The sequence below is a fragment of the Mycolicibacterium helvum genome (assembly GCF_010731895.1).
In the GTDB taxonomy this organism is placed as follows: domain Bacteria; phylum Actinomycetota; class Actinomycetes; order Mycobacteriales; family Mycobacteriaceae; genus Mycobacterium; species Mycobacterium helvum.
In genome coordinates, this window is sequence record NZ_AP022596.1 from 3,414,939 (window position 1) to 3,435,012 (window position 20,074).

General features: G+C 65.3%; 19 protein-coding genes. 16 read left to right on the forward strand and 3 right to left on the reverse strand.

The window, feature by feature from the left end; translation table 11 throughout:
• Positions 1-9 precede the first annotated feature (9 nt).
• The 8 genes from G6N38_RS16070 to G6N38_RS16105 are packed head-to-tail and all read left to right on the forward strand — an operon-like array spanning position 10 to position 7,545.
• Positions 10-1,251, forward strand: a complete 1,242-nt coding sequence (locus G6N38_RS16070) for a cytochrome P450 (protein ID WP_163749098.1) — start codon at positions 10-12, stop codon at positions 1,249-1,251.
• 43 nt (positions 1,252-1,294) lie between these two features.
• Complete coding sequence (locus tag G6N38_RS16075; protein WP_197748091.1) at positions 1,295-1,468, forward strand: ferredoxin; 174 nt, start codon at positions 1,295-1,297, stop codon at positions 1,466-1,468.
• Between the two features lie 21 nt (positions 1,469-1,489).
• The gene (locus tag G6N38_RS16080) at positions 1,490-2,485 is read left to right on the forward strand and encodes an LLM class flavin-dependent oxidoreductase (RefSeq protein WP_163749102.1); all 996 of its coding nucleotides are present in this window, start codon (positions 1,490-1,492) and stop codon (positions 2,483-2,485) included.
• Between the two features lie 55 nt (positions 2,486-2,540).
• Positions 2,541-2,996 (forward strand): nuclear transport factor 2 family protein, encoded by a 456-nt coding sequence (locus tag G6N38_RS16085; RefSeq protein ID WP_163749104.1) that lies wholly within the window; start codon positions 2,541-2,543, stop codon positions 2,994-2,996.
• Positions 2,993-3,805: an alpha/beta fold hydrolase gene (locus tag G6N38_RS16090; RefSeq protein WP_163749106.1), complete on the forward strand. Its 813-nt coding sequence runs from the start codon at positions 2,993-2,995 to the stop codon at positions 3,803-3,805. The genes G6N38_RS16085 and G6N38_RS16090 overlap by 4 nt, the downstream gene beginning before the upstream one ends.
• Positions 3,802-4,713 carry a DUF1028 domain-containing protein gene (locus G6N38_RS16095; protein WP_163749108.1) on the forward strand — a complete coding sequence of 304 codons (912 nt, stop codon included), beginning with the start codon at positions 3,802-3,804 and terminating at the stop codon, positions 4,711-4,713. Before G6N38_RS16090 ends, G6N38_RS16095 begins: the two co-directional genes overlap by 4 nt.
• Positions 4,710-5,879, forward strand: a complete 1,170-nt coding sequence (locus G6N38_RS16100) for a M20 family metallopeptidase (protein ID WP_246227244.1) — start codon at positions 4,710-4,712, stop codon at positions 5,877-5,879. The genes G6N38_RS16095 and G6N38_RS16100 overlap by 4 nt, the downstream gene beginning before the upstream one ends.
• Before the next feature lie 40 nt (positions 5,880-5,919).
• Positions 5,920-7,545 (forward strand): AMP-binding protein, encoded by a 1,626-nt coding sequence (locus G6N38_RS16105; protein WP_163749110.1) that lies wholly within the window; start codon positions 5,920-5,922, stop codon positions 7,543-7,545.
• Between the two features lie 21 nt (positions 7,546-7,566).
• Here the strand turns inward: G6N38_RS16105 and G6N38_RS16110 are convergent, their stop codons facing one another.
• Complete coding sequence (locus G6N38_RS16110) at positions 7,567-8,415, reverse strand: LLM class F420-dependent oxidoreductase (protein WP_163749112.1); 849 nt, start codon at positions 8,413-8,415, stop codon at positions 7,567-7,569.
• Positions 8,416-8,582: 167 nt separating this feature from the next.
• Between G6N38_RS16110 and G6N38_RS16115 the strand changes: the two genes are divergently transcribed.
• From G6N38_RS16115 to G6N38_RS16130, 4 genes are all read left to right on the forward strand, one after another.
• On the forward strand, positions 8,583-9,500 hold the full coding sequence (locus G6N38_RS16115; protein WP_163749114.1) for an endonuclease domain-containing protein: 918 nt from the start codon (positions 8,583-8,585) through the stop codon (positions 9,498-9,500).
• 41 nt (positions 9,501-9,541) lie between these two features.
• A complete protein-coding gene (gene sfnG, locus G6N38_RS16120; protein ID WP_163749116.1) occupies positions 9,542-10,672 on the forward strand; it encodes a dimethylsulfone monooxygenase SfnG in 1,131 nt (376 codons plus the stop codon).
• 169 nt (positions 10,673-10,841) lie between these two features.
• Positions 10,842-11,642, forward strand: coding sequence for a DUF5336 domain-containing protein (locus G6N38_RS16125; protein ID WP_163749118.1), 801 nt, complete (start codon positions 10,842-10,844; stop codon positions 11,640-11,642).
• A gap of 49 nt (positions 11,643-11,691) precedes the next feature.
• The gene (locus G6N38_RS16130) at positions 11,692-13,071 is read left to right on the forward strand and encodes a cell division protein PerM (RefSeq protein WP_163749120.1); all 1,380 of its coding nucleotides are present in this window, start codon (positions 11,692-11,694) and stop codon (positions 13,069-13,071) included.
• 21 nt (positions 13,072-13,092) lie between these two features.
• Here G6N38_RS16130 and G6N38_RS16135 read toward each other — a convergent pair whose 3' ends face one another.
• The gene (locus G6N38_RS16135; protein ID WP_163749121.1) at positions 13,093-13,653 is read right to left on the reverse strand and encodes a PASTA domain-containing protein; all 561 of its coding nucleotides are present in this window, start codon (positions 13,651-13,653) and stop codon (positions 13,093-13,095) included.
• A gap of 315 nt (positions 13,654-13,968) precedes the next feature.
• A complete protein-coding gene (locus G6N38_RS16140; protein WP_163749123.1) occupies positions 13,969-14,133 on the reverse strand; it encodes a hypothetical protein in 165 nt (54 codons plus the stop codon).
• A 71-nt stretch (positions 14,134-14,204) separates the two neighbouring features.
• Between G6N38_RS16140 and purN the strand changes: the two genes are divergently transcribed.
• From purN to G6N38_RS16160, 4 genes are all read left to right on the forward strand, one after another.
• Positions 14,205-14,834 carry a phosphoribosylglycinamide formyltransferase gene (gene purN, locus G6N38_RS16145; RefSeq protein ID WP_163749125.1) on the forward strand — a complete coding sequence of 210 codons (630 nt, stop codon included), beginning with the start codon at positions 14,205-14,207 and terminating at the stop codon, positions 14,832-14,834.
• Positions 14,831-16,414 (forward strand): bifunctional phosphoribosylaminoimidazolecarboxamide formyltransferase/IMP cyclohydrolase, encoded by a 1,584-nt coding sequence (gene purH / locus G6N38_RS16150; protein ID WP_163749127.1) that lies wholly within the window; start codon positions 14,831-14,833, stop codon positions 16,412-16,414. The genes purN and purH overlap by 4 nt, the downstream gene beginning before the upstream one ends.
• A gap of 61 nt (positions 16,415-16,475) precedes the next feature.
• Positions 16,476-17,861 carry a sigma 54-interacting transcriptional regulator gene (locus G6N38_RS16155; RefSeq protein ID WP_179968396.1) on the forward strand — a complete coding sequence of 462 codons (1,386 nt, stop codon included), beginning with the start codon at positions 16,476-16,478 and terminating at the stop codon, positions 17,859-17,861.
• The gene (locus G6N38_RS16160) at positions 17,854-19,839 is read left to right on the forward strand and encodes a vWA domain-containing protein (RefSeq protein ID WP_163749131.1); all 1,986 of its coding nucleotides are present in this window, start codon (positions 17,854-17,856) and stop codon (positions 19,837-19,839) included. Before G6N38_RS16155 ends, G6N38_RS16160 begins: the two co-directional genes overlap by 8 nt.
• The last annotated feature ends 235 nt before the right edge of the window (positions 19,840-20,074 follow it).

Sequence of the window (20,074 nt, forward strand, 5' to 3'; positions counted from 1 at the left end):
GAGGTATGTATGGTCAGCGCGGTCAGTAACGCGAGCGCAGCGGAGCTCATCACCGATCTGGTGGTCGGAGGCATTGCCGACCCCTACCCGCTCTACGAGCAGCTCAGGGAGATGGGCACCGGGGTCCACTGGTCGGATGTCCTCGGCGGATGGGTGGCCACTCGCTATGACGACGTGAAATCGATGGTCACCAGGTCTGCTGAGTTTTCCAGCGACACCTTCTATGACGGTGCGCCCAGTGCGCACAACCCCGAGGACTCCGAGCACCGCCGCTTCATTTCGATCAGTTCGCGCCAGTTCATCTTTCAAGATCCGCCTGTGCACACCCGGATCAGGTCGATCTTCCGTCACGCATTCACCCGAACCTCAATAGCGCGCTGGCGTCCGATGATGGAGGAAGTCACCGACGAGGTGCTGGCACGTTACCAGCCTGGTGAGGAACTCGACATAATGCCGCACTTCGCAGCGGACATTCCGGTGGCGGTGATCGCGTCGATTCTTGGTGTGCCCAAAGATAAATGGGCAGAGTTGCGGCATTGGTCCGAAGCCTACGGCCGCACCCTTGATCCAGGTGTTCAAGGGAACCTGCGAGACTCGTCGATCCGCATCGCGCTGGAGATGATGGATTACCTGTCCGATCTGGTGGCGCAGCGTCGAGCCGATCCGCGGGACGACTTGATCACACTGATCGCGACCACCGAGGCCGACGACGGTGGTTGTCTCACGGATGAGGAGGCCATCTCACAGATCACTCTGCTGCTGGCGGCCGGCAACGACACCACCACCGCGCTGATCGGTAGTGCGATGACCATCATGATCGACCGACCGGACGTCAAAGCGGCACTCCTCGACGATCCAGCCCGGATAGCCGGAGCGATCGAGGAGATGCTGCGCTTCGATCCGCCGTTCCACTTGAACTTCCGCAAGGCAAAGGCGGATGCCGAATACGGTGGCCAACAGATCCGAACGGGTCAGATGTGCTTTCAGGTGATTGCTGCGGCCAATCGCGATCCGCGTCAGTTCGACAATCCCGGGGTCATCGACATCGATCGGGATGCCTCCCGGCATCTGGCCTTCAGTCACGGCATCCATCACTGCGTGGGTGCGCCGCTGGCTCGGATGGAAGGGGAGGTGGTGCTGCGCAAGCTTCTGGAGCGGTTCCCAGACTTTGCCGCGGGCACGGCACCGGCAGCGCGACGCACGCACAACATTCTTGCGCGCACCTGGAATTGCCGCCCGGTGACGCTGTGAGGGGCGAAGCGCCATGCGAGTGATCGTGCATTCGGACTTTTGTATGGCCAGCGGAAGCTGTCAGCGCATTGCACCAACGGTGTTCGGGTTCTCGACCGAAGGCTGGGTGAGCCTGCTCGATGAACACCCGGGTGACGAGCAGCGCACTGCCGTGCGGCAAGCCGCCGACATCTGTCCCGTCGGCGCCATCGAAATCATCGAAGAACCGGGCCACTGAAGAAAGGGTGGAGGACCAGTCATGGCCAGTGGGCATGATAAACGCATAGGGGTGCTGCTCGGCAGCACTACACCACCGGAAAGCATTGCAGAGCTGTCTAAGTGGGTGGAGGACAGCGGTTACCGAGAGCTGTGGATCCCCGAGGACTACTTCTTCCTCGGCGGAGTGTCGGCCGCGGCCATCGCTCTGGGGGCAACCACAGACATCCGGGTAGGGATCTCGGTGGTGGCGTCGGTGGTGCGGCACCCAGCACTGCTGGCTATGGAGATAGCCACCCTGGCAAGGGCTTACCCCGGCCGGGTCGCTCCTGGCATCGGTCACGGGGTACCCGCATGGACCGCACAGATGGGATTGACGGTTCGCTCGCCGATGAGTGCGCTGCGCGAAACCATCACCGGGGTTCGGCAGCTCCTGAGCGGCCAGACTGTGACCGACGACGGTGCGGTGCACCGCTTCTCGGGAGTCACTCTGACCCACCCTCCGCACGATCCTGTCCCGCTGTACACCGGCGTACTCGGCGACAAAGGAGTGGCGCTGACTGGTGCACTGGCCGATGGCCTGGTTGTCAGTGTGCTGGCCCCGCCGGACTATGTTGCCGCGACCCGGGCCAAGCTCGACAAGGCGGCCGCCGAGGCCGGCCGGGACATCCGCCCAGATCTCGTGGTGCTGTGTGCGGTCAACGTTGCCCGTGATCCGGTCGCCGCGGCGAGCACCAGAGCCGATATCCGACCCGTTCTCAGTTTCTACCTCGCCGCGACGGGTCCGAACCCGATGCTGGCCGCCATCGATGGGAACGATCGCCTGGCCGACATGTTGGCGCGCGGCGGCAGTGAGACTGTCGCTGCCGAAATGCCCGACGAGTGGGTTGATCTCTTGTCGGTGACGGGCACTCCAGCTCAAGCGCAGGCAGCGATCGACCGGCTGTTCGACGCCGGCGCCGACAAGGTCGTCGTCGTCCCGATCGTGGAATCCAATGGCCGGGAGTCACTATCGGCCATCGCGACGCTACTGGCCTGACCCCATCCACTTCGGCCAATCCGGCCAAATTCAAATCGCACTGATGGGAGTTTCCATGACCGATACCGATGCCGCAGCCGTGCTCGCGGTGCACCGCGGTTGGCTAGCGGCCAACATCGGGCTCGTCGCGGAGTCGATGATCGACTTCTTTCCAACTGGCCTGAACTATCTACAGTTCAACCTCAATGGCTTCACCTACAACGGTGTCGAAGACAAGGCGAAACTCTGGCGCAATCTGCAGGCCGTAGGTGCCAATATCGTCCGCATCGACGACGTAGGCGAGCCGGTTGTCGAGGTCTTCGGTGACGTCGCACTACTCACCTCCGAAGGTGAGTGCGAAATCGAGCTGCCCAGCCCGAGCGGGGGTCTGGACAACTCGGGACCAATGCGGTTCCGCAACACCGAGTTCTATCGCCGCGACGATGGCGCGGGTGCGCCTCAGTGGCGCATCTGGCACATGCATGTCAGTGAAGCGGCGCCCCACGGCACTCTGAAGCATGTGACCGAATGACTCCGTCGCTGACATCATTTCGGATCCAGGGTCCGGTCGGGGAACTGGCGGCAACCCGATCGGTGGTGGCCGGGACGGAGCCCACCATTGTGCTTCTCCACCCCGTCAATACCGCGAGCCTGGTGTGGCACCCGGTGATGCGGATGTCAGGTCTGTCGATGGTGGCACTGGATCTTCGCGGTCACGGTGACTCCGGGTACAGCGGCCCGTACACCGTCGAGGACGGTTACGTCCTGGACGTCCTGGCGTTGCTCGATGGGCTGAGCCTCGACGCCGTGCACCTTGTGGGTGGCTCGCTGGGCGGCACGATCGCCCTGGCGATGGCGGCGATATACCCGCAGCGGGTGCGCAGCGTGACCACCCTGGGATCAACGCTCGGCACCGGGGTCTCCGAGGCTGCCATTGCCGACATGACGGCCGCGATGCATGGTGCGGGAACACGGCGTTACTTCGAGGAGCTGGTGCCGCAGATCGTTGGTCCTCGATACCGGGGTGCACCGGATCTGGCTGAGACTGCCCGCGTCGCGGCAACACGGCCCGCTGCGGTGATCGAGGCCATCATGCGCGAGGCGTTCAGTGCCGACATCCGCCACCTGGCCGGACAAGTCCAGGCCCCGGTTCTGGCGGTCGGGGGTTGTGTCGATCCGACCTGCGCGCCCGAGATGTCCATTGAGATCGCAAGCCGGACAGGTGGTTCGTATGTCTTGCTCGATGATGTGGGGCATTTGCCGATGCTCGAGGTGCCGAATCGGATCGCCGAATTGATCGCCGCGCACAGCGGCTCAGCACAGACCGAGGTGAGGACATGACATATTCGATCGTCGCTCGCGATGAAACCACCGGAGAGCTCGGAATCGGTTCGCAGTCACACTTCTTCGGCGTCGGCCGGCTGGTTGGCTGGGGTGAGGCGGGGGTCGGCGTGGTCGCGACCCAAGCGTTTGTCAACGTGGACTATGGTCCGATGGCTGTCGCCGCCATGCGGGCAGGCGCAACAGCGCGTACCGCGCTCGAACGGGTGACCTCGACGGACCCACTGTCGGAGTATCGACAGCTCGCCATCGTCGACGTCCACGGCGAGGTGGCATCGTTCACCGGTCAGCGCTGCGCTCCGGCAGCCACCGGTCTGCTCGGGGAAGCTGTTGCGGTACAGGGCAACATGCTGGCCAGCGAACTGGTCTGCCATGACATGCTCGATGCCTATCGAGGTGCCACCGGCCCGCTGGCGGAGCGCCTTCTGACTGCGATGCACGCCGCCGAGGCGGCTGGCGGCGATGTACGGGGTTCGCAGTCGGCGGTGTTGCGGGTCCTGGGTGCTGAGCGTTCGGACGCGCCTTGGCAACACGTGAAGATCGACATCCGTGTTGACGATCACCCCGATCCGGTCTCCGAACTCGGCCGCCTGTTACCGCGCCACCGCGCATTCGATGTCATCGGTGAGGTGATTTTTGCCCAAGACCTGATGATCGGGCCCTTCCAGAACGTCTCCGGTGAAGTGTTGCGCGACAAGCTCGCCGGGCTCGGGGAGGCAGAGACGCTACTGGGTGACGACAACCGTGAAGCACAGTTCTGGCGAGCTGTGCTGATGGCGCGCAGCGGGGACCGGACGGGCGCGAAGGAGTCGTTCGCGGACCTGTTCGCACATCGCCCTGCGCTGCGGGAGTTTCTGGCAGGAATCGCGCCACTGGGATTCCTCGCCGACGCAGAGGATTACCTGTGAACGACGCCGAGTTGGCAGCAGCCGCCGTCGACGGATGGCGCTGCGCGCAACTGGCCGCGGCGATGGTGCGATGTGACACCCGAAATCCACCGGGTGACGAAACATCGATCTTGCCGTTGTTGAGCGACACGTTGTCCAGACTGGGCGCGTCGGTGGAGATATTCGAGGCGGCACCGAAGCGGACTTCGCTATTGGCCAGCGTCACCGGAACCGGACCGCCAGGCCGGCCGACGCTGCTGGTCAACGGTCACCTGGATGTGGTGCCCGTGGTGGAGTCGGAGTGGACGCTGCCGCCGTTCGGTGGGGTGATCCGTGATGGCCGCCTATACGGCCGCGGCGCCTGCGATATGAAAGGTGGTATCGCGGCAGCCATCGAGGGTCTGCGGGCCTGCTTGGACGCCGCTGTCCTGCCACGCTGCGACGTGACGTTCCATCTCGTCGCGGACGAAGAGACCGGCGGGCGATGGGGCACTGAAGCGCTGACAGCGGCCGGGCGGATTGCGGCGGACGCCGCTGTGGTGCCCGAACCCAGTGAGCTGCAGATCGGGGTGGCGGAGCGAGGGGTTCTGCTGGCGGAGATCACGGTGTCCGGCCGAGCGGCTCATGGCAGTGATCCCGGTGCGGGGCATTCGGCGATCGCTGATGCGGCACGGGTGGTCGAGGCCTTGCACGGCGCTGATTTCGGCGGCCCGGACCATCCGCTGCTGGGACGGCCCAGCTGCAATGTGGGCCAGATCGACGGCGGTACCGCACCCAATATCGTCGCCAGTTCGTGCGTGTTGCGCATCGACAGACGGGTGCTGCCCGGCCAGGCCTGCGAAGACGTGGTTGAGGAGCTGGAAGCGGTGATCAGACGTGCGGTGCCGGACATTGACTACACCTTCGAGGTGACGGCGTTCGCTGCGGGATCGGAGCTGGCATCCGACGATCCGTTCGTTGATTTGGTAGCACAGGCCACCGGCGATCGCAGCCCGGTACGAGGTCTGAATCTGGGTAGTGACGCGCGATTCCTGCGCAACGATCTGGGAATTCCGACCGTCGTTTACGGGCCGGGGTCGATCACCATGGCCCACCGCCGAGACGAATACGTGTTGATGACTGAGCTGCTCGAGGCGGCGATGACATTCGCTCGGCTGTTCGCCCGATTCGGGGGCGACCACACATAGCCGACGCCGTTGTCGGCATGAAGAACTGGAGAACGACTGAATGAAGCTGTCCTACGACGCTGGGCCGGTCGACGTGCCCATCCACCACGAGACCATCGGAGCCAACTTCGAGCGCACTGCGCAGCGGCATCCCGACGTCGAGGCGCTCGTCGACGTCGCCCAGGGCCTGCGCTATACGTATTCCGAACTCAACATCGAAATCGATGTGCTGGCACGAGGATTGATGGCACGGGGGATCGAGAAAGGCGACCGGGTCGGTATCTGGGCACCCAACTGCGCACAGTGGACGATCGCACAGTACGCGTTGGCCAAGATCGGCGCGATTCTTGTGAACATCAATCCCGCATACCGCACGCACGAACTGTCGTACGTGCTCAACCATTCCCGAACACGCACCCTGATCGCGGCGACGTCGTTCAAGTCCTCTGACTATGTCGCGATGGTCGAACAGGTTCGTGGCGAGGTTCCCGGCCTCACCGATGTCATTTTCATCGGGACGCCGGATTGGGATGTGGTGCGCGCGGGTGCGCGCTCGGTCGACGCGGAGCAACTACGTGCTCACGCTGCGCAACTCGTGGACACCGAAGCGGTCAATATCCAGTACACGTCCGGCACCACGGGCTTTCCCAAAGGCGCCACCCTGTCACATCGCAATATCGTCAACAACGGCTTCTTCACCACCGAACTCATCGGATTGGGTCCCGCCGACCGACTGTGTTTACCCGTGCCCTTTTACCATTGCTTCGGCATGGTGATGGGCAGCCTTGGCTGCACCACCCACGGCGCCACGATGGTGATCCCCGCGCCCGGCTTCGATCCCGCCGCCACATTGGCGGCGATCGAGGATGAGCGCTGTACCGCGCTCTACGGCGTACCGACAATGTTCATCGCTCTCCAGAATCATCCGGACTTCACTCGGCGTGACCTGTCGACGCTGCGGACCGGCATCATGGCGGGTTCCGTGTGCCCGGTCGAGGTGATGAAACGCTGTGTCAACGACATGAACATGTCCCAGGTTGCTATCGCCTACGGTATGACGGAGACCTCACCGGTGTCCTGCCAGACATTGATCGATGACAATCTGGAGCGCAGGACGTCATCGATCGGGCGGGTGCACCCGCACGTGGAGATCAAGATCGTCGATCCGGGCAGTGGCCGCACCGTGCCGCGCGGAGAACCGGGCGAATTCTGTACGCGCGGATACTCGGTGATGCTGGGCTATTGGGATGACCCCGAGAAGACCGCAGAAGCAGTCGATTCCGACGGTTGGATGCATACCGGCGACTTAGCGGTCATGCGTGAAGACGGCTATTGCGACATCGTCGGGCGCATCAAGGACATGGTGATCCGAGGTGGTGAGAACATCTATCCGCGCGAGGTCGAAGAGTTTCTCTACACCCATCCCGATATCGAAGACGCACAGGTCATCGGGGTTCCTGACGTGCGATACGGCGAAGAGGTCTGCGCCTGGATCCGGATGAAACCGGGACGGCCCGCTCTCGATGCCGCCGCCGTGCGATCCTTCGCCGCGGGCAGGCTGGCGCACTACAAGATCCCGCGCTACGTCCACGTCGTCGACGAATTTCCGATGACGGTCACCGGCAAGATCCGCAAGGTGGAGATGCGCGAGTACGCCGCCAGAATGCTCGGTGCCGCCGCCGAATAGCTTCGGGAAAGTTTCGGCGGCTCAGGCCATGGCAGCGAGCTTGCCCGCCAACCGCTCCACGTAGGCGGCAACCTCGTCGGCTGATTTATCGGGCAATCCGAACAGTGTCTCGGTGACCCCGATGTCGCGCCAGTGCGCCAATTTCTCTGGGACCGGCTTGAAGTCGAGCGCCACGATCTGCGGGGCTCCGTCGCGACCGGCGGCCGCCCAGGTGTCCTGCAGCAGCTTCACCGGCGCATCGATGTCGAAGTCGCGTGGGGTGGTGATCCAGCCGTCCGCGCTCCGGGCGATCCACTTGAAATTCTTCTCGGTGCCGGCCGCGCCGACCAATACCGGAATGTGCGATTGGACGGGCTTGGGCCAGGCCCAGCTCGGCCCGAACTTGACGAATTCACCGTCGTATTCGGCTTCTTCCTTGGTCCACAGCTCGCGCATGGCCTCGATGTACTCGCGCAACATCGTGCGCCGGCGGCCCGGTGGCACGTTGTGGTCCATCAGTTCGTCGGTGTTCCAGCCGAAGCCGACCCCGAGACTGACCCGCCCACCGGACAGATGGTCAAGGGTCGCAATCGATTTCGCCAGCGTAATGGGATCGTGCTCGACGGGCAGCGCCACCGCGGTGGACAGCCGCACTTTGGAGGTCACCGCCGACGCGGCGCCAAGGCTGACCCACGGATCGAGCGTTCGCATGTAGCGGTCGTCGGGCAGCGACTCGTCACCGGTGGTGGGGTGGGCGGCTTCGCGTTTGATCGGGATGTGCGTGTGTTCGGGCACATAGAAGGTCTTGAAACCGTGATCGTCGGCGAGTTTGGCCGCCGCCGCCGGGGCGATGCCACGGTCACTGGTGAACAGAACGAGCCCGTAATCCATGGGCTGCATTAGAACGGGTTGCCTACCCCCGAGCAAGGGGCCGTTTCAGTCGCCGAGACTGCACTTGTTCGCATGTGTCCTCGCGATTTGCGTACATCATCTGCAGTCTCGGCGACGATCCACAGCGGTGAATAGCGGGGGAGACTGGCGGTGCCGACGATGTCGGCGTGACGAAGCTCATCATGGCCGACGAGGCTCTTGCCGTCGGGGCAGTGACCAGGCGTGAGTTGGTCAGCCGATTCGTCAAGGTACATCGCAATGTCTATGTGCCTCGCGGTATCGAACTCACCGCCTATGACCGGGCCATCGCTGCCTGGATGTGGTCGGGCAGGCGAGCCAGCGTTGCGGGCGTTTCGGCGGCCGCACTATTGGGAGCCCGGTGGATGCCCGACGACGGACCTGCCGAACTGGTGCGTGCCCAGCATCGCAGCCCTCCCGACATCGTCGTGCATTCCGGTGCGCTTAGAGACGACGAGTTATGTACGACGCGGGGTATCAGTTGCACCACGCCCGCGCGCACCGCATACGACTTGGGGCGCAACTGCGCGTTCACCGTCGGAGTGATCCGAGTCGACGCTGTGCTGGCCGCGACGGGCATCAGTGTCGATGACGTCGCTGTGGTCGCCCGCCGAAACCCCGGCGCACGTCATATTCGGCGGCTACGTCGTGTCCTCGAAATCGCTGACGGTGGAGCGGAATCGCCGCAGGAGACGAGGTTGAGGTTGTTACTCGTACGCGCCGGCCTCCCTCGGCCCGTCACCCAGATTCCGATCTGCGATAGCGTCGGCCGCGTTGTCAGACGGATCGATTTGGGCTGGCCGCAGTGGAAAGTCGGGGTCGAATACGACGGCGCGCAACACTGGACTGATCCGGCGCAACACGCGGGTGACATCGACCGGCTCGAGTTCTTCGCCGACCTCGGCTGGCGCATGGTTCGGGTGAGCGCGAATCACCTTCGGAACCAACCCGAAGGCGTCGTCCGCCGCGCCGTGGCGGCGCTGCTCGCAGCGGGCTGTGCCGAGACTGCAGTTGTTGGCTTCCCCACTCGCGATTGGCGTACAACACCTGCACTCTGGGCGAGTTAAAGGGGTGACCCTGGCGAAGACCGCAACGACGATAGGCCAACATGACGACCGAGCGCATCGCCGACCAAGTGAAATTTGCCTACTGGGTTCCCAACGTCAGTGGTGGCCTGGTGACCAGCACCATCGAGCAGCGCACCGACTGGAACTACGACTACAACGTCAAGCTTGCGCAGACCGCCGAGAACAACGGCTTCGAGTACGCGCTGTCCCAGGTCCGCTACGAGGCGAGCTACGGCGCTGAATTCCAGCATGAGTCCACCAGCTTCTCGCTGGCACTGCTGCTGGCCACCCAGCGCCTCAAGCTCATCGCCGCCGTCCACCCGGGCCTGTGGCAGCCAGGTGTCCTGGCCAAGCTCGGCGCCACCGCCGATCACCTCTCGGGTGGCCGCTTCGCCGTCAACGTGGTCTCGGGCTGGTTCAAGGACGAGTTCACCCACCTGGGCGAGCCGTGGCTGGAGCACGACGAACGCTACCGGCGCAGCGCCGAGTTCCTGCAGGTGCTGCGCAAGATCTGGACCGAGGACGACGTGGACTTTCGCGGCGACTTCTACCGCATCCACGACTTCACCCTCAAGCCCAAGCCGCTGAACACGCCGCAGCGGCCCAATCCCGAGATCTTTCAGGGCGGTAACTCGACCGCCGCGCGGCGCAATGGTGGTTATTACGCCGACTGGTACTTCTCCAACGGCAAGGATTTCGACGGAGTCACCGAGCAGCTCGTCGAGGTCCGCGACCATGCCCGTGATGCGGGCCGGGAAGTCAACTTCGGGCTCAACGGGTTCATCATCGCCAGGGACTCAGAAAGAGAAGCGAAAGAGGTCCTCAGGGAGATCATCGCCAAGGCGAACCGGCCCGCGGTTGAGGGTTTCCACGCCGCGGTGCAGCAGGCCGGCAGTTCTACCGCCGACAAACGCGGCATGTGGGCCGATTCGACGTTCGAGGATCTGGTTCAGTACAACGACGGATTCCGAACTCAGCTGATCGGGACACCTGAGCAGATCGCCGAACGCATCTCCGCATACCGCAAGCGTGGTGTGGACCTCATCCTCGGTGGCTTCCTGCACTTCCAGGAGGAGATCGAGTACTTCGGTGCCCGTGTGCTGCCGCTGGTGCGCGAAATCGAAGCCGCCGAAAGCGATTCGATCGGGGCGCCGCTGCAGGCATCTGCCTGACTCGTCACGGCCGTTTGCCAACTGGCTGTGTGACACGCCGATGGTCACGGCAGCCGCGGCGGTGTGCGCTAGCGTGGTGTGCGAACCGGGCCCGTGGGTCCGTTCGCGAGCCACAACCGACGCAGCGCCGCGGGGGACGCGCCGGCGTGACAAGGCTGAAGGAGAGGCAATGACTTACCCGCCCACAAACCCGGGCTACCCACCGCCGCAGCCACCCGGTCCTTACGGCGCTCCGGCGCCATCGTTCGGATCCGCCGAGGCCGGACCGAGCAAGCTGCCGTTGTACCTGAACGTCGCGGTTGTCGTGCTCGGCCTGGCTGCCTATCTGGCCAGCTTCGGGCCGATTCTCACGATCAAGGCCGAACTCGGGCCCTTCGGGGGTGCCGAACTCAGCGGCGGCGGTGGCGGCTACCCGGTCCTCGCGACGCTCGTCGCCGCGCTGTTGGCAGCGGCCAGCCTGCTGCCCAAGGCCCGGGACTACAGCGGTGTCATCGCCACCGCATCGGCCATCGCGCTCCTGACGTCGATTGCCCAGGTTGTCGCCAAACCGACCGGCTTCTCCGTCGGTTGGGGACTGTGGGTGATGATCGCCTTCGCCCTGCTGCAGACCGTCGCCGCGGTGGCGGCGCTACTGCTGGAAGCCGGAATCATCACGGCTCCGGCACCTCGACCCCGCTACGACCAGTTCGGTCAGTACGGCCCTCCTCCCGGCGGCTACTACGGCCAGCCCGGCCCCCAGGGCCCGCCGCCGGGTATCCCGCCCCGCCCGGGATACCCCTCGCAGTACGGCGGCGGCTACGCGTCCGGCCCGTCGACCGGTGGTTTCGGTCCGCAGAGCGGTCCGCCCACCCCGCCGACCGGTTTCCCGAGCTTCAGCCCCCCGCCGTCGCCCGGTCAGCAGCCCTCCGCGCAGCCGGATCAACCTCAGGCGCCGTCATCGTCGCCGTCATCGGGTCCCACCCCGTCGTAACCGGGCGCTCGACGCGCAACATGTCTGACGGGCGCGTCGAGTGACACGGATGGAGGACACGCGACCAGTCGGGGCGCGCCAGGCACGTGACCTGGTTCGGGTCGCATTCGGCCCGTCGCTGGTGGCGCTGGTGGTGATCGCGGCGGTGACACTGCTGCAGCTCGTCATCGCCAACAGCGATATGACGGGCACTCTCGGTGCCATTGCCAGCATGTGGCTGGCCGTGCACCAGGTGCCCGTCTCGATCGCCGGGCACCAGCTGGCGGCGCTGCCACTGCTGCCGGTGCTGCTGATGATCTGGGGTACTGCGCGCACCACGGCGCGTGCGACTTCGCCGCGGGCCTCCTGGTTCGTGACCCGCTGGATCGTGGCCTCGGCGCTGGGTGGTCCGATGCTGTTCGCCGCGATCGCACTTGCCGTCATTCACGACGCCTCATCGGTGATCACCGAGTTGCAGACGCCGAGCGCGCTGCGTGCCTTCTCCGGCGTGTTGGCCGTGCATGCCATCGGCGCGCTGATCGGGGTGGGGTCACAGGTCGGGTGGCGCGCGCTGCGCGCCCTGCGGCTGCCCCTCTGGCTCGGCGACACCGTTCGCGCCGCGACGGCAGGCCTGCTGGCGCTACTGGGGCTGTCCGGTGCGGTCACCGCCGTGTCGCTGGTCGTGCACTGGGGCACCATGCACGAGCTGTACGCGGTGACGGATTCGCTGTTCGGTCAGCTCAGCCTCACGCTGTTGTCGGCGTTGTATGTGCCCAATGTGATCATCGGGACATCGGCGGTGGCGGTCGGTTCCAGTGCCCACATCGGCTTTGCGACCTTCAGCTCATTCACCGTGTTCGGCGGGGATATCCCCGCGCTGCCGATCCTGGCTGCGGTGCCCACGCCACCGCTTGGCCCGGTCTGGGTGGCGCTGCTGATCGTCGGCGCGGCCTCCGGGGTCGCGGTGGGTCAGCAGTGCGCCACTAGGCCGCTGCCCTGGCCGGCCGCGATGGCCAAACTCGCCGTCGCATCGTTGCTGGCGGCTGTCACGATGGTGGTCCTGGGCTACGCCGGCGGCGGACGGCTGGGCAATTTCGGTGAGATCGGGGTTGACCAGGCCACATTCGGACCTGCGGCGTTCTTCTGGTTCTTCGTCATCGGGGCCGTCACGGTCGTGATGACCGGCGGAGTCCTGCGTCGCCCCAAGCGAGTGAAGCCAGCCGCGCTGGTAGTCGCCGACGAGCCGGAGTTCGAGGACAACGACGAAGCACTGACCACGCCGATACTGCCGCTGGCCGACGAGCCCGAGCCTGAACTCCAGCCAGACCCCGAGCCCGAGCTGATGCCGTCGGCGCCGGCACCGCCGGTTCGGCCGGCGCCCGACCTCGAGGACGTCGAGGATTTGATGATCGTCGATGATGACATCGAGACCGGACCGCCCGATCGTTGAGCTAAGGGCGCTCGCGCAGCGTTACGTCAGCGGGCTGATGTTGTAGCTGATCCTGCCGTCCTCGGTATCGGTGACCGTCAGCCGATACGAGTGCTTTTCCTGGTTGGCCAGCGCGGTGCAGTCGATGCTGCTGTCGACCGTCCCGATCAGGTCCCCGGAGCATTGTGCCCAGGCCGGGCCGGGGCTCGTCGCGAGCTGGCTCACCAGGGATTCTTCGATTCGGGCCTTGAGTACCCGGGGCACCGCCGCTGCGGCTGCTGTTCGGCCAGCCGGGCTGGCCGCCGAGTTCCCTGGCACGCCAGGGGCCGCGACCGGGGCGTTGCAGTTCAGGGCCAACAAAGCCTCGCGACCGTTCGATGACTGCCGGTCGTGCTGTTGGGTCACGATGCAGTTGCCCCGGTCCACCCTTGCTCCGAACGTGTTGACGACCTGCGCGGTGTAACCCCATGAACGCAAGGTCGAGTTCGCTTCGTCAAAGGTCTTGCCGACGACGTCAGGGGATGCGTGGCCCACTGCGCAGGTGGCGACCGCCATCGCGAGAGCGATCGGTATTGCGGCGAACGCAGTTCGTGTCCTGAACACGTAAAACCTCCTCGGCGGCATTGCCGTGAGTTCCGGAAACGGGCTGCGCAAATACCCCTGCCCGCTGCTGTCCGATAGACCAACGCGATCGCCTGGGCCCGCAAGTCTCGTTGCAGATCCGACCATCCGTCAGTCCACAGCAAACTACCAGCTACTCGCAAACCATGCCATGAAGTTTGGCGAGCCAGTCCGAATGCGCCGCTCAACGCGCCGGTCAGAGCGGGATTACGCGATGGACAATGTGTCGGGGTAGGCGCGCACAGTTTGTCGCGGCTGGTGGCCGCACGTTGCAATTGCGTGATGTACGTAGTGGTTTCACGCGAGGGCATCGCCGCCCATCATCGTTTTCAGTGGCCAACGCCGGGTGTGCCCCTCCCGTTCGGTGGCGTCTTTGGGTGGCGGCGCCTGCTGGGGCCCGGCGATCGACACGATCGGAGTGCACGTCAGGTGGTCGGAATATGCCTTTCGCCGCGAACTCATTGACCGCGCGTGTGGGTGAAACGTTCGGCGTGCGGCAGCCGCCACCGGCAAGCCCCGCTAGGCTCATCGCCGTGCAGCAGCCCATCTACGTCCCCCCGAGCGCGCCGGCACGGCTCGTCGTCCTGGCGTCGGGGACCGGGTCGTTGCTGCGGTCACTGCTGACGGCCGCCGTCGGCGACTATCCCGCGCGCGTTGTCGCTGTCGGGGTGGACCGGGATTGTCCGGCCGTGGACATCGCACAGGCCGCGTCGATCCCCACCTTCTGCGTGCGTCTGAAGGATTACCCCGATCGCACCGCCTGGGACGCCGCGATCACCGATGCCACGCAAGCGCACAGCCCCGACCTCATCGTGTCCGCCGGTTTCATGAAAATACTTGGGCCGGAGTTTCTTTCGCGCTTTCTCGGCCGTGTCGTCAATACTCATCCGGCGCTGCTGCCGGCCTTTCCCGGCGCACATGCCGTACCCGATGCGCTGGCCTACGGGGTCAGGATCACCGGGTGCACCGTGCACCTGGTGGATGCCGGCGTGGATACCGGACCCATCCTGGCCCAGGAGGCGGTCGCGATCCTCGACGGTGACGACGAAGACACCTTGCACGAACGCATCAAGGTCGTGGAACGACGGCTGTTGGTGGACGTACTGGCCGCGCTGGCGACGCGTGGCGTGACCTGGAGTGGCAGAAAGGCGACCATAGGATGACCGCGGGGACATTGATTTCGAAGAGGCCGATCCGGCGCGCGCTGATCAGCGTGTACGACAAGAGCGGACTCATTCCGCTCGCTCAAGGTCTGCACGAAGCGGGCGTGGACATCGTCTCGACCGGGTCTACAGCCAAAACGATTGCTGATAAAGGCATTCCGGTGACCCCCGTGGAGTTCGTCACCGGCTTCCCCGAGGTGCTCGACGGCCGGGTCAAGACCCTGCACCCGCACATCCATGCCGGCTTGCTCGCCGACACCCGCAACCCTGCGCATATGCGGGCGCTCGAGGAGCTCAAGATCGAGCCGTTCGATCTCGTCGTGGTCAACCTCTACCCATTCACCGAGACGGTGGACTCGGGCGCCGAAGTCGACGAGTGCGTCGAGCAGATCGACATCGGTGGGCCCTCGATGGTGCGCGCGTCGGCCAAGAACCACGCCAGCGTCGCCGTCGTCGTCGATCCACTCGGCTACGACGGTGTGCTGGCCGCCGTGCGGGCCGGCGGCTTCACCCTGGCCGAGCGGCAGAAGTTGGCGGCGCTGGCTTTTCGGCACACCGCCGAATACGACGTCGCAGTGGCCAGCTGGATGGGTTCGGTGCTGGCCCCCGCAGAAGACGATGGGGGGAGACTCCTGCCGCCATGGTTCGGGCGCACCTGGCGCCGCACCTCGCAGCTGCGCTACGGCGAGAACCCGCATCAGCAGGCTGCGCTCTACAGCGACGACGGTGGTTGGCCGGGTCTGGCGCAGGCCGAGCAGTTGCACGGAAAAGAGATGTCCTACAACAACTTCACCGACGCCGACGCGGCCTGGCGGGCGGCCTTCGACCACGAGCAGACCTGCGTGGCGATCATCAAGCACGCTAACCCGTGTGGCATCGCGATCTCGTCGGTCTCAGTGGCCGACGCGCACCGCAAGGCTCACGAATGCGATCCGCTGAGCGCCTTCGGTGGCGTGATCGCCGCCAACTCCGAGGTCACTGTGGAGATGGCCGAGTTCGTTTCGGAGATCTTCACCGAGGTGATCATCGCGCCGGCCTACGAACCCGGAGCGGTGGAAATTTTGGCCCGCAAGAAGAATATTCGGGTGCTGGTCGCGTCCGAGCCGCCGGTCGACGGGGTGGAGCTGCGCCAGATCAGCGGTGGTCTGTTGATTCAAGAGCGCGACGCGCTCAACGCGCCCGGTGACGATCCGGCCAACTGGACGCTGGCCACCGGAACACCGGCGGATGCGGCCACCCTGCGCGACCTGCAGTTCGCCTGGCGCACGTGCCGCGCGGTGAAGTCGAATGCGATCGTGGTGGCCGCCGACGGAGCGACCGTCGGTGTGGGCATGGGCCAGGTCAACCGGGTCGACGCCGCCCGGCTTGCGGTCGAGCGCGGTGGCGACCGGGTGCGCGGTGCGGTCGCGGCCAGCGATGCGTTCTTCCCGTTCCCAGACGGGCTGGAGACGCTGACGGCAGTCGGGGTCAAGGCCGTCGTGCATCCTGGGGGTTCGGTGCGAGACGACCTGGTCACCGAAGCCGCCGCCAAGGCCGGTATCACGCTCTACCTCACCGGGGCTCGCCACTTCGCACACTGAGCGATAATTGCCATTGCGCCGACCGCGTAATGCCCTAGTGGCTCGGCAGTCGTAGCGTGGAGTGGTGACTTCACCTGACAACCTCCCCCGCACTGTCGGCGAACTGCGCGCTTCCGGACATCGGGAGCGCAGCGTCAAGCAGGAGATCCGGGAGAACCTCCTCACCGCGCTGGCCGAAGGCGATGAGGTCTGGCCAGGCATTTTCGGGTTCGAGGACACCGTCCTGCCACAGCTGGAGCGGGCACTGATCGCCGGACACGACTTCGTCCTGCTCGGCGAGCGCGGTCAGGGCAAGACCCGGCTGCTGCGGTCGTTGCAGAACCTGCTTGACGAGTGGACACCGGTGATCGCCGGGTCGGAACTCGGTGAGCATCCCTACACCCCGATCACCCCGCAGTCGATCCGCCGGGCCGCCGACTCCGGTGATGCGCTGCCGGTCGAGTGGCGGCACCGCAGCCAGCGCTACACCGAGAAGCTGGCCACCCCGGACACCAGCGTCGCGGACCTGGTCGGCGACATCGATCCGATCAAGGTCGCCGAAGGCCGTTCCCTCGGTGATCCGGAAACCATCGCCTACGGCCTGATCCCGCGGGCACACCGCGGCATCGTCGCGGTCAACGAGCTGCCCGACCTGGCCGAACGCATTCAGGTCTCGATGCTCAACGTGATGGAGGAACGCGACATCCAGGTGCGCGGCTACACACTGCGGCTGCCGCTGGACGTGCTGGTGGTCGCCAGCGCCAACCCGGAGGACTACACCAATCGTGGGCGCATCATCACCCCACTGAAGGACCGGTTCGGTGCTGAAATCCGCACGCACTACCCGCGTGAACTCGACGCCGAGGTGGGCGTCATCACCCAGGAAGCGCACCTGTCCGCACAGGTTCCGACTTACCTGATGCAAATCATTGCCCGCTTCGCTCGCTACCTGCGCGAGTCCAACTCCGTCGACCAGCGTTCCGGCGTGTCGGCGCGGTTCGCGATCGCGGCCGCCGAGACCGTCGCGGCGTCGGCCCGGCATCGCGGCGCGGTGCTGGGTGAGGACGAACCGGTGGCCCGGGTGGTCGACCTCGGCACTGTGATCGACGTGCTGCGCGGCAAGCTGGAATTCGAGTCCGGCGAGGAGGGCCGCGAGCAGGCGGTGCTCGAACACCTGCTGCGCCGCGCCACCGCCGACACCGCGCAGCGGGTGCTCGGCGGCATCGACGTCGGCCCGCTGGTGTCCGCGGTCGAGGGTGGCTCGGCGGTGACGACCGGCGAGCAGGTGTCGGCCAAGGATGTGCTGGCCGCGCTGCCAGACTTGCCGGTGATCGAGACGATTGCCAAACGGCTGGAGGCCGAGACCGAGGGTGAGCGCGCCGCCGCCCTCGAATTGGCGCTGGAGGCACTGTATTTGGCCAAACGCATCGACAAGGTGACGGGAGAAGGCGAAACCGTCTATGGCTAAGCGCCCGCACACGCATGACTCGAGGTATGCGGCTTATACCGGGGGGCCGGATCCGCTGGCCCCGCCGGTGGATCTGCGCGATGCGCTCGAGCAGATCGGGCAGGACGTCATGGAGGGCACCTCGCCGCGGCGGGCGCTGTCCGAGCTGCTGCGCCGTGGCACCAAAGGCACCAAGGGCGCCGATCGGCTCGCAGCGGAGGTCAACCGCCGTCGTCGAGAGCTGTTGAACCGCAACAATCTTGACGGCACCCTGCAGGAGATCAAACAACTGCTCGACGAAGCCGTGCTTGCCGAGCGCAAGGAGCTGGCGCGTGCGCTCGATGACGACGCCCGGTTCGCCGAACTGCAGATCGAAGCGTTGTCCCCGTCGCCGGCCAAGGCCGTCCAGGAGCTGTCCGACTACAACTGGCGCAGCCCCGAGGCGCGCCAGAAGTACGAGCAGATCAAGGATCTGCTCGGCCGGGAGATGCTCGATCAGCGGTTCTCCGGGATGAAGCAGGCTCTGGAGAACGCCACCGACGAGGATCGGCAAGCCGTCAACGAGATGCTCGACGATCTTAACGACTTGCTGGACAAGCACTCTCGCGGTGAGGACAGCGCGCAAGACTTTCAGAACTTCATGCGCAAGCATGGCCAGTATTTCCCGGAGAACCCGAAGAATGTCGACGAGCTGCTTGACTCGCTGGCCAAGCGGGCCGCAGCAGCCCAAAGGTTCCGTAACAGCCTGAGCCCCGACCAGCGCGCGGAACTGGATGCCTTGGCACAGCAGGCATTCGGTTCGCCACAACTGATGGATGCGCTCAACCGGCTGGATTCCCATCTACAGGCAGCCCGGCCGGGAGAGGACTGGAACAGCTCCTCGGAGTTCTCCGGCGACAACCCGCTGGGGATGGGGGAGGGGGCCCAAGCGCTCGCCGATATCGCCGAACTCGAGCAGCTCGCCGACCAGCTGTCGCAGAGCTACGCCGGGGCCACCATGGATGATGTCGATCTCGACGCACTGGCCCGTCAGTTGGGTGATCAGGCCGCCATCGATGCGCGGACACTGGCCGAGCTGGAGCGCGCACTGATGAATCAGGGCTTCCTGGACCGGGGCTCGGACGGGCAGTGGCGGCTGTCGCCGAAAGCAATGCGGCAACTCGGCCAAACCGCCCTTCGCGATGTCGCCCAACAACTTTCGGGACGTCACGGTGAGCGGGATACCCGTCGTGCCGGTGCGGCCGGTGAGTTGACCGGCGCGACCCGGCCGTGGGCTTTCGGCGATACCGAGCCGTGGAACGTCACTCGCACGCTGACCAACGCGGTGCTGCGGCAGGCCGGCACGGACACGTTGGGCGGCCCGCTACAGATCACCGTCGATGACGTCGAGGTGTCAGAGACCGAGACCCGTACCCAGGCCGCGGTGGCTCTGCTGGTCGATACCTCGTTCTCGATGGTGATGGAGAACCGGTGGCTGCCGATGAAGCAGACCGCGCTGGCGCTCAACCACCTGGTGAGCACGCGATTCCGATCCGATGCACTCCAGATCGTCGCCTTCGGCCGCTACGCCCGGACGGTGACCGCGGCCGAGCTGACCGGACTCGAAGGCGTCTACGAGCAGGGCACCAACCTGCACCATGCGCTGGCCCTGGCGGTGCGACACCTGCGTCGCCATCCCAATGCCCAGCCGGTGGTGCTGGTGGTCACCGATGGTGAGCCGACCGCGCACCTGGAAGATTTCGATGGCCAGGGCTCGTCGGTATTTTTCGACTACCCACCGCATCCGCGGACCGTCGCGCACACCGTGCGCGGATTCGACGAGGTCGCCCGCCTCGGAGCGCAGGTGACGATCTTCCGGCTCGGAAACGATCCGGGTCTGGCGAAGTTCATCGACCAGGTTGCTCGACGGGTGGAAGGCCGAGTCGTTGTTCCCGACCTGGACGGGTTGGGCGCGGCGGTCGTCGGCGACTACTTGAGGTCGCGTCGTCGCCGTCGCTGAGCCGAGAGTGGCGAGCGTTCAGCAAATCTTTTCGGCGAATGCGTGCTTGGCGGCCTGCTATTCGGAGCGCAAAAGCGCGTGGCAAACCCGGATATTATTGACGTCAACGTTCTCCGGTATGGGGCCCTAGCGAACACGTGCCGGATAGTATTTACGCGGGCGTTACAACGCTGTGAACCGGCTACTCGACACCTGTCGACCGGGCGTGATTGGTGTGACTGATGCGAATTTTGAA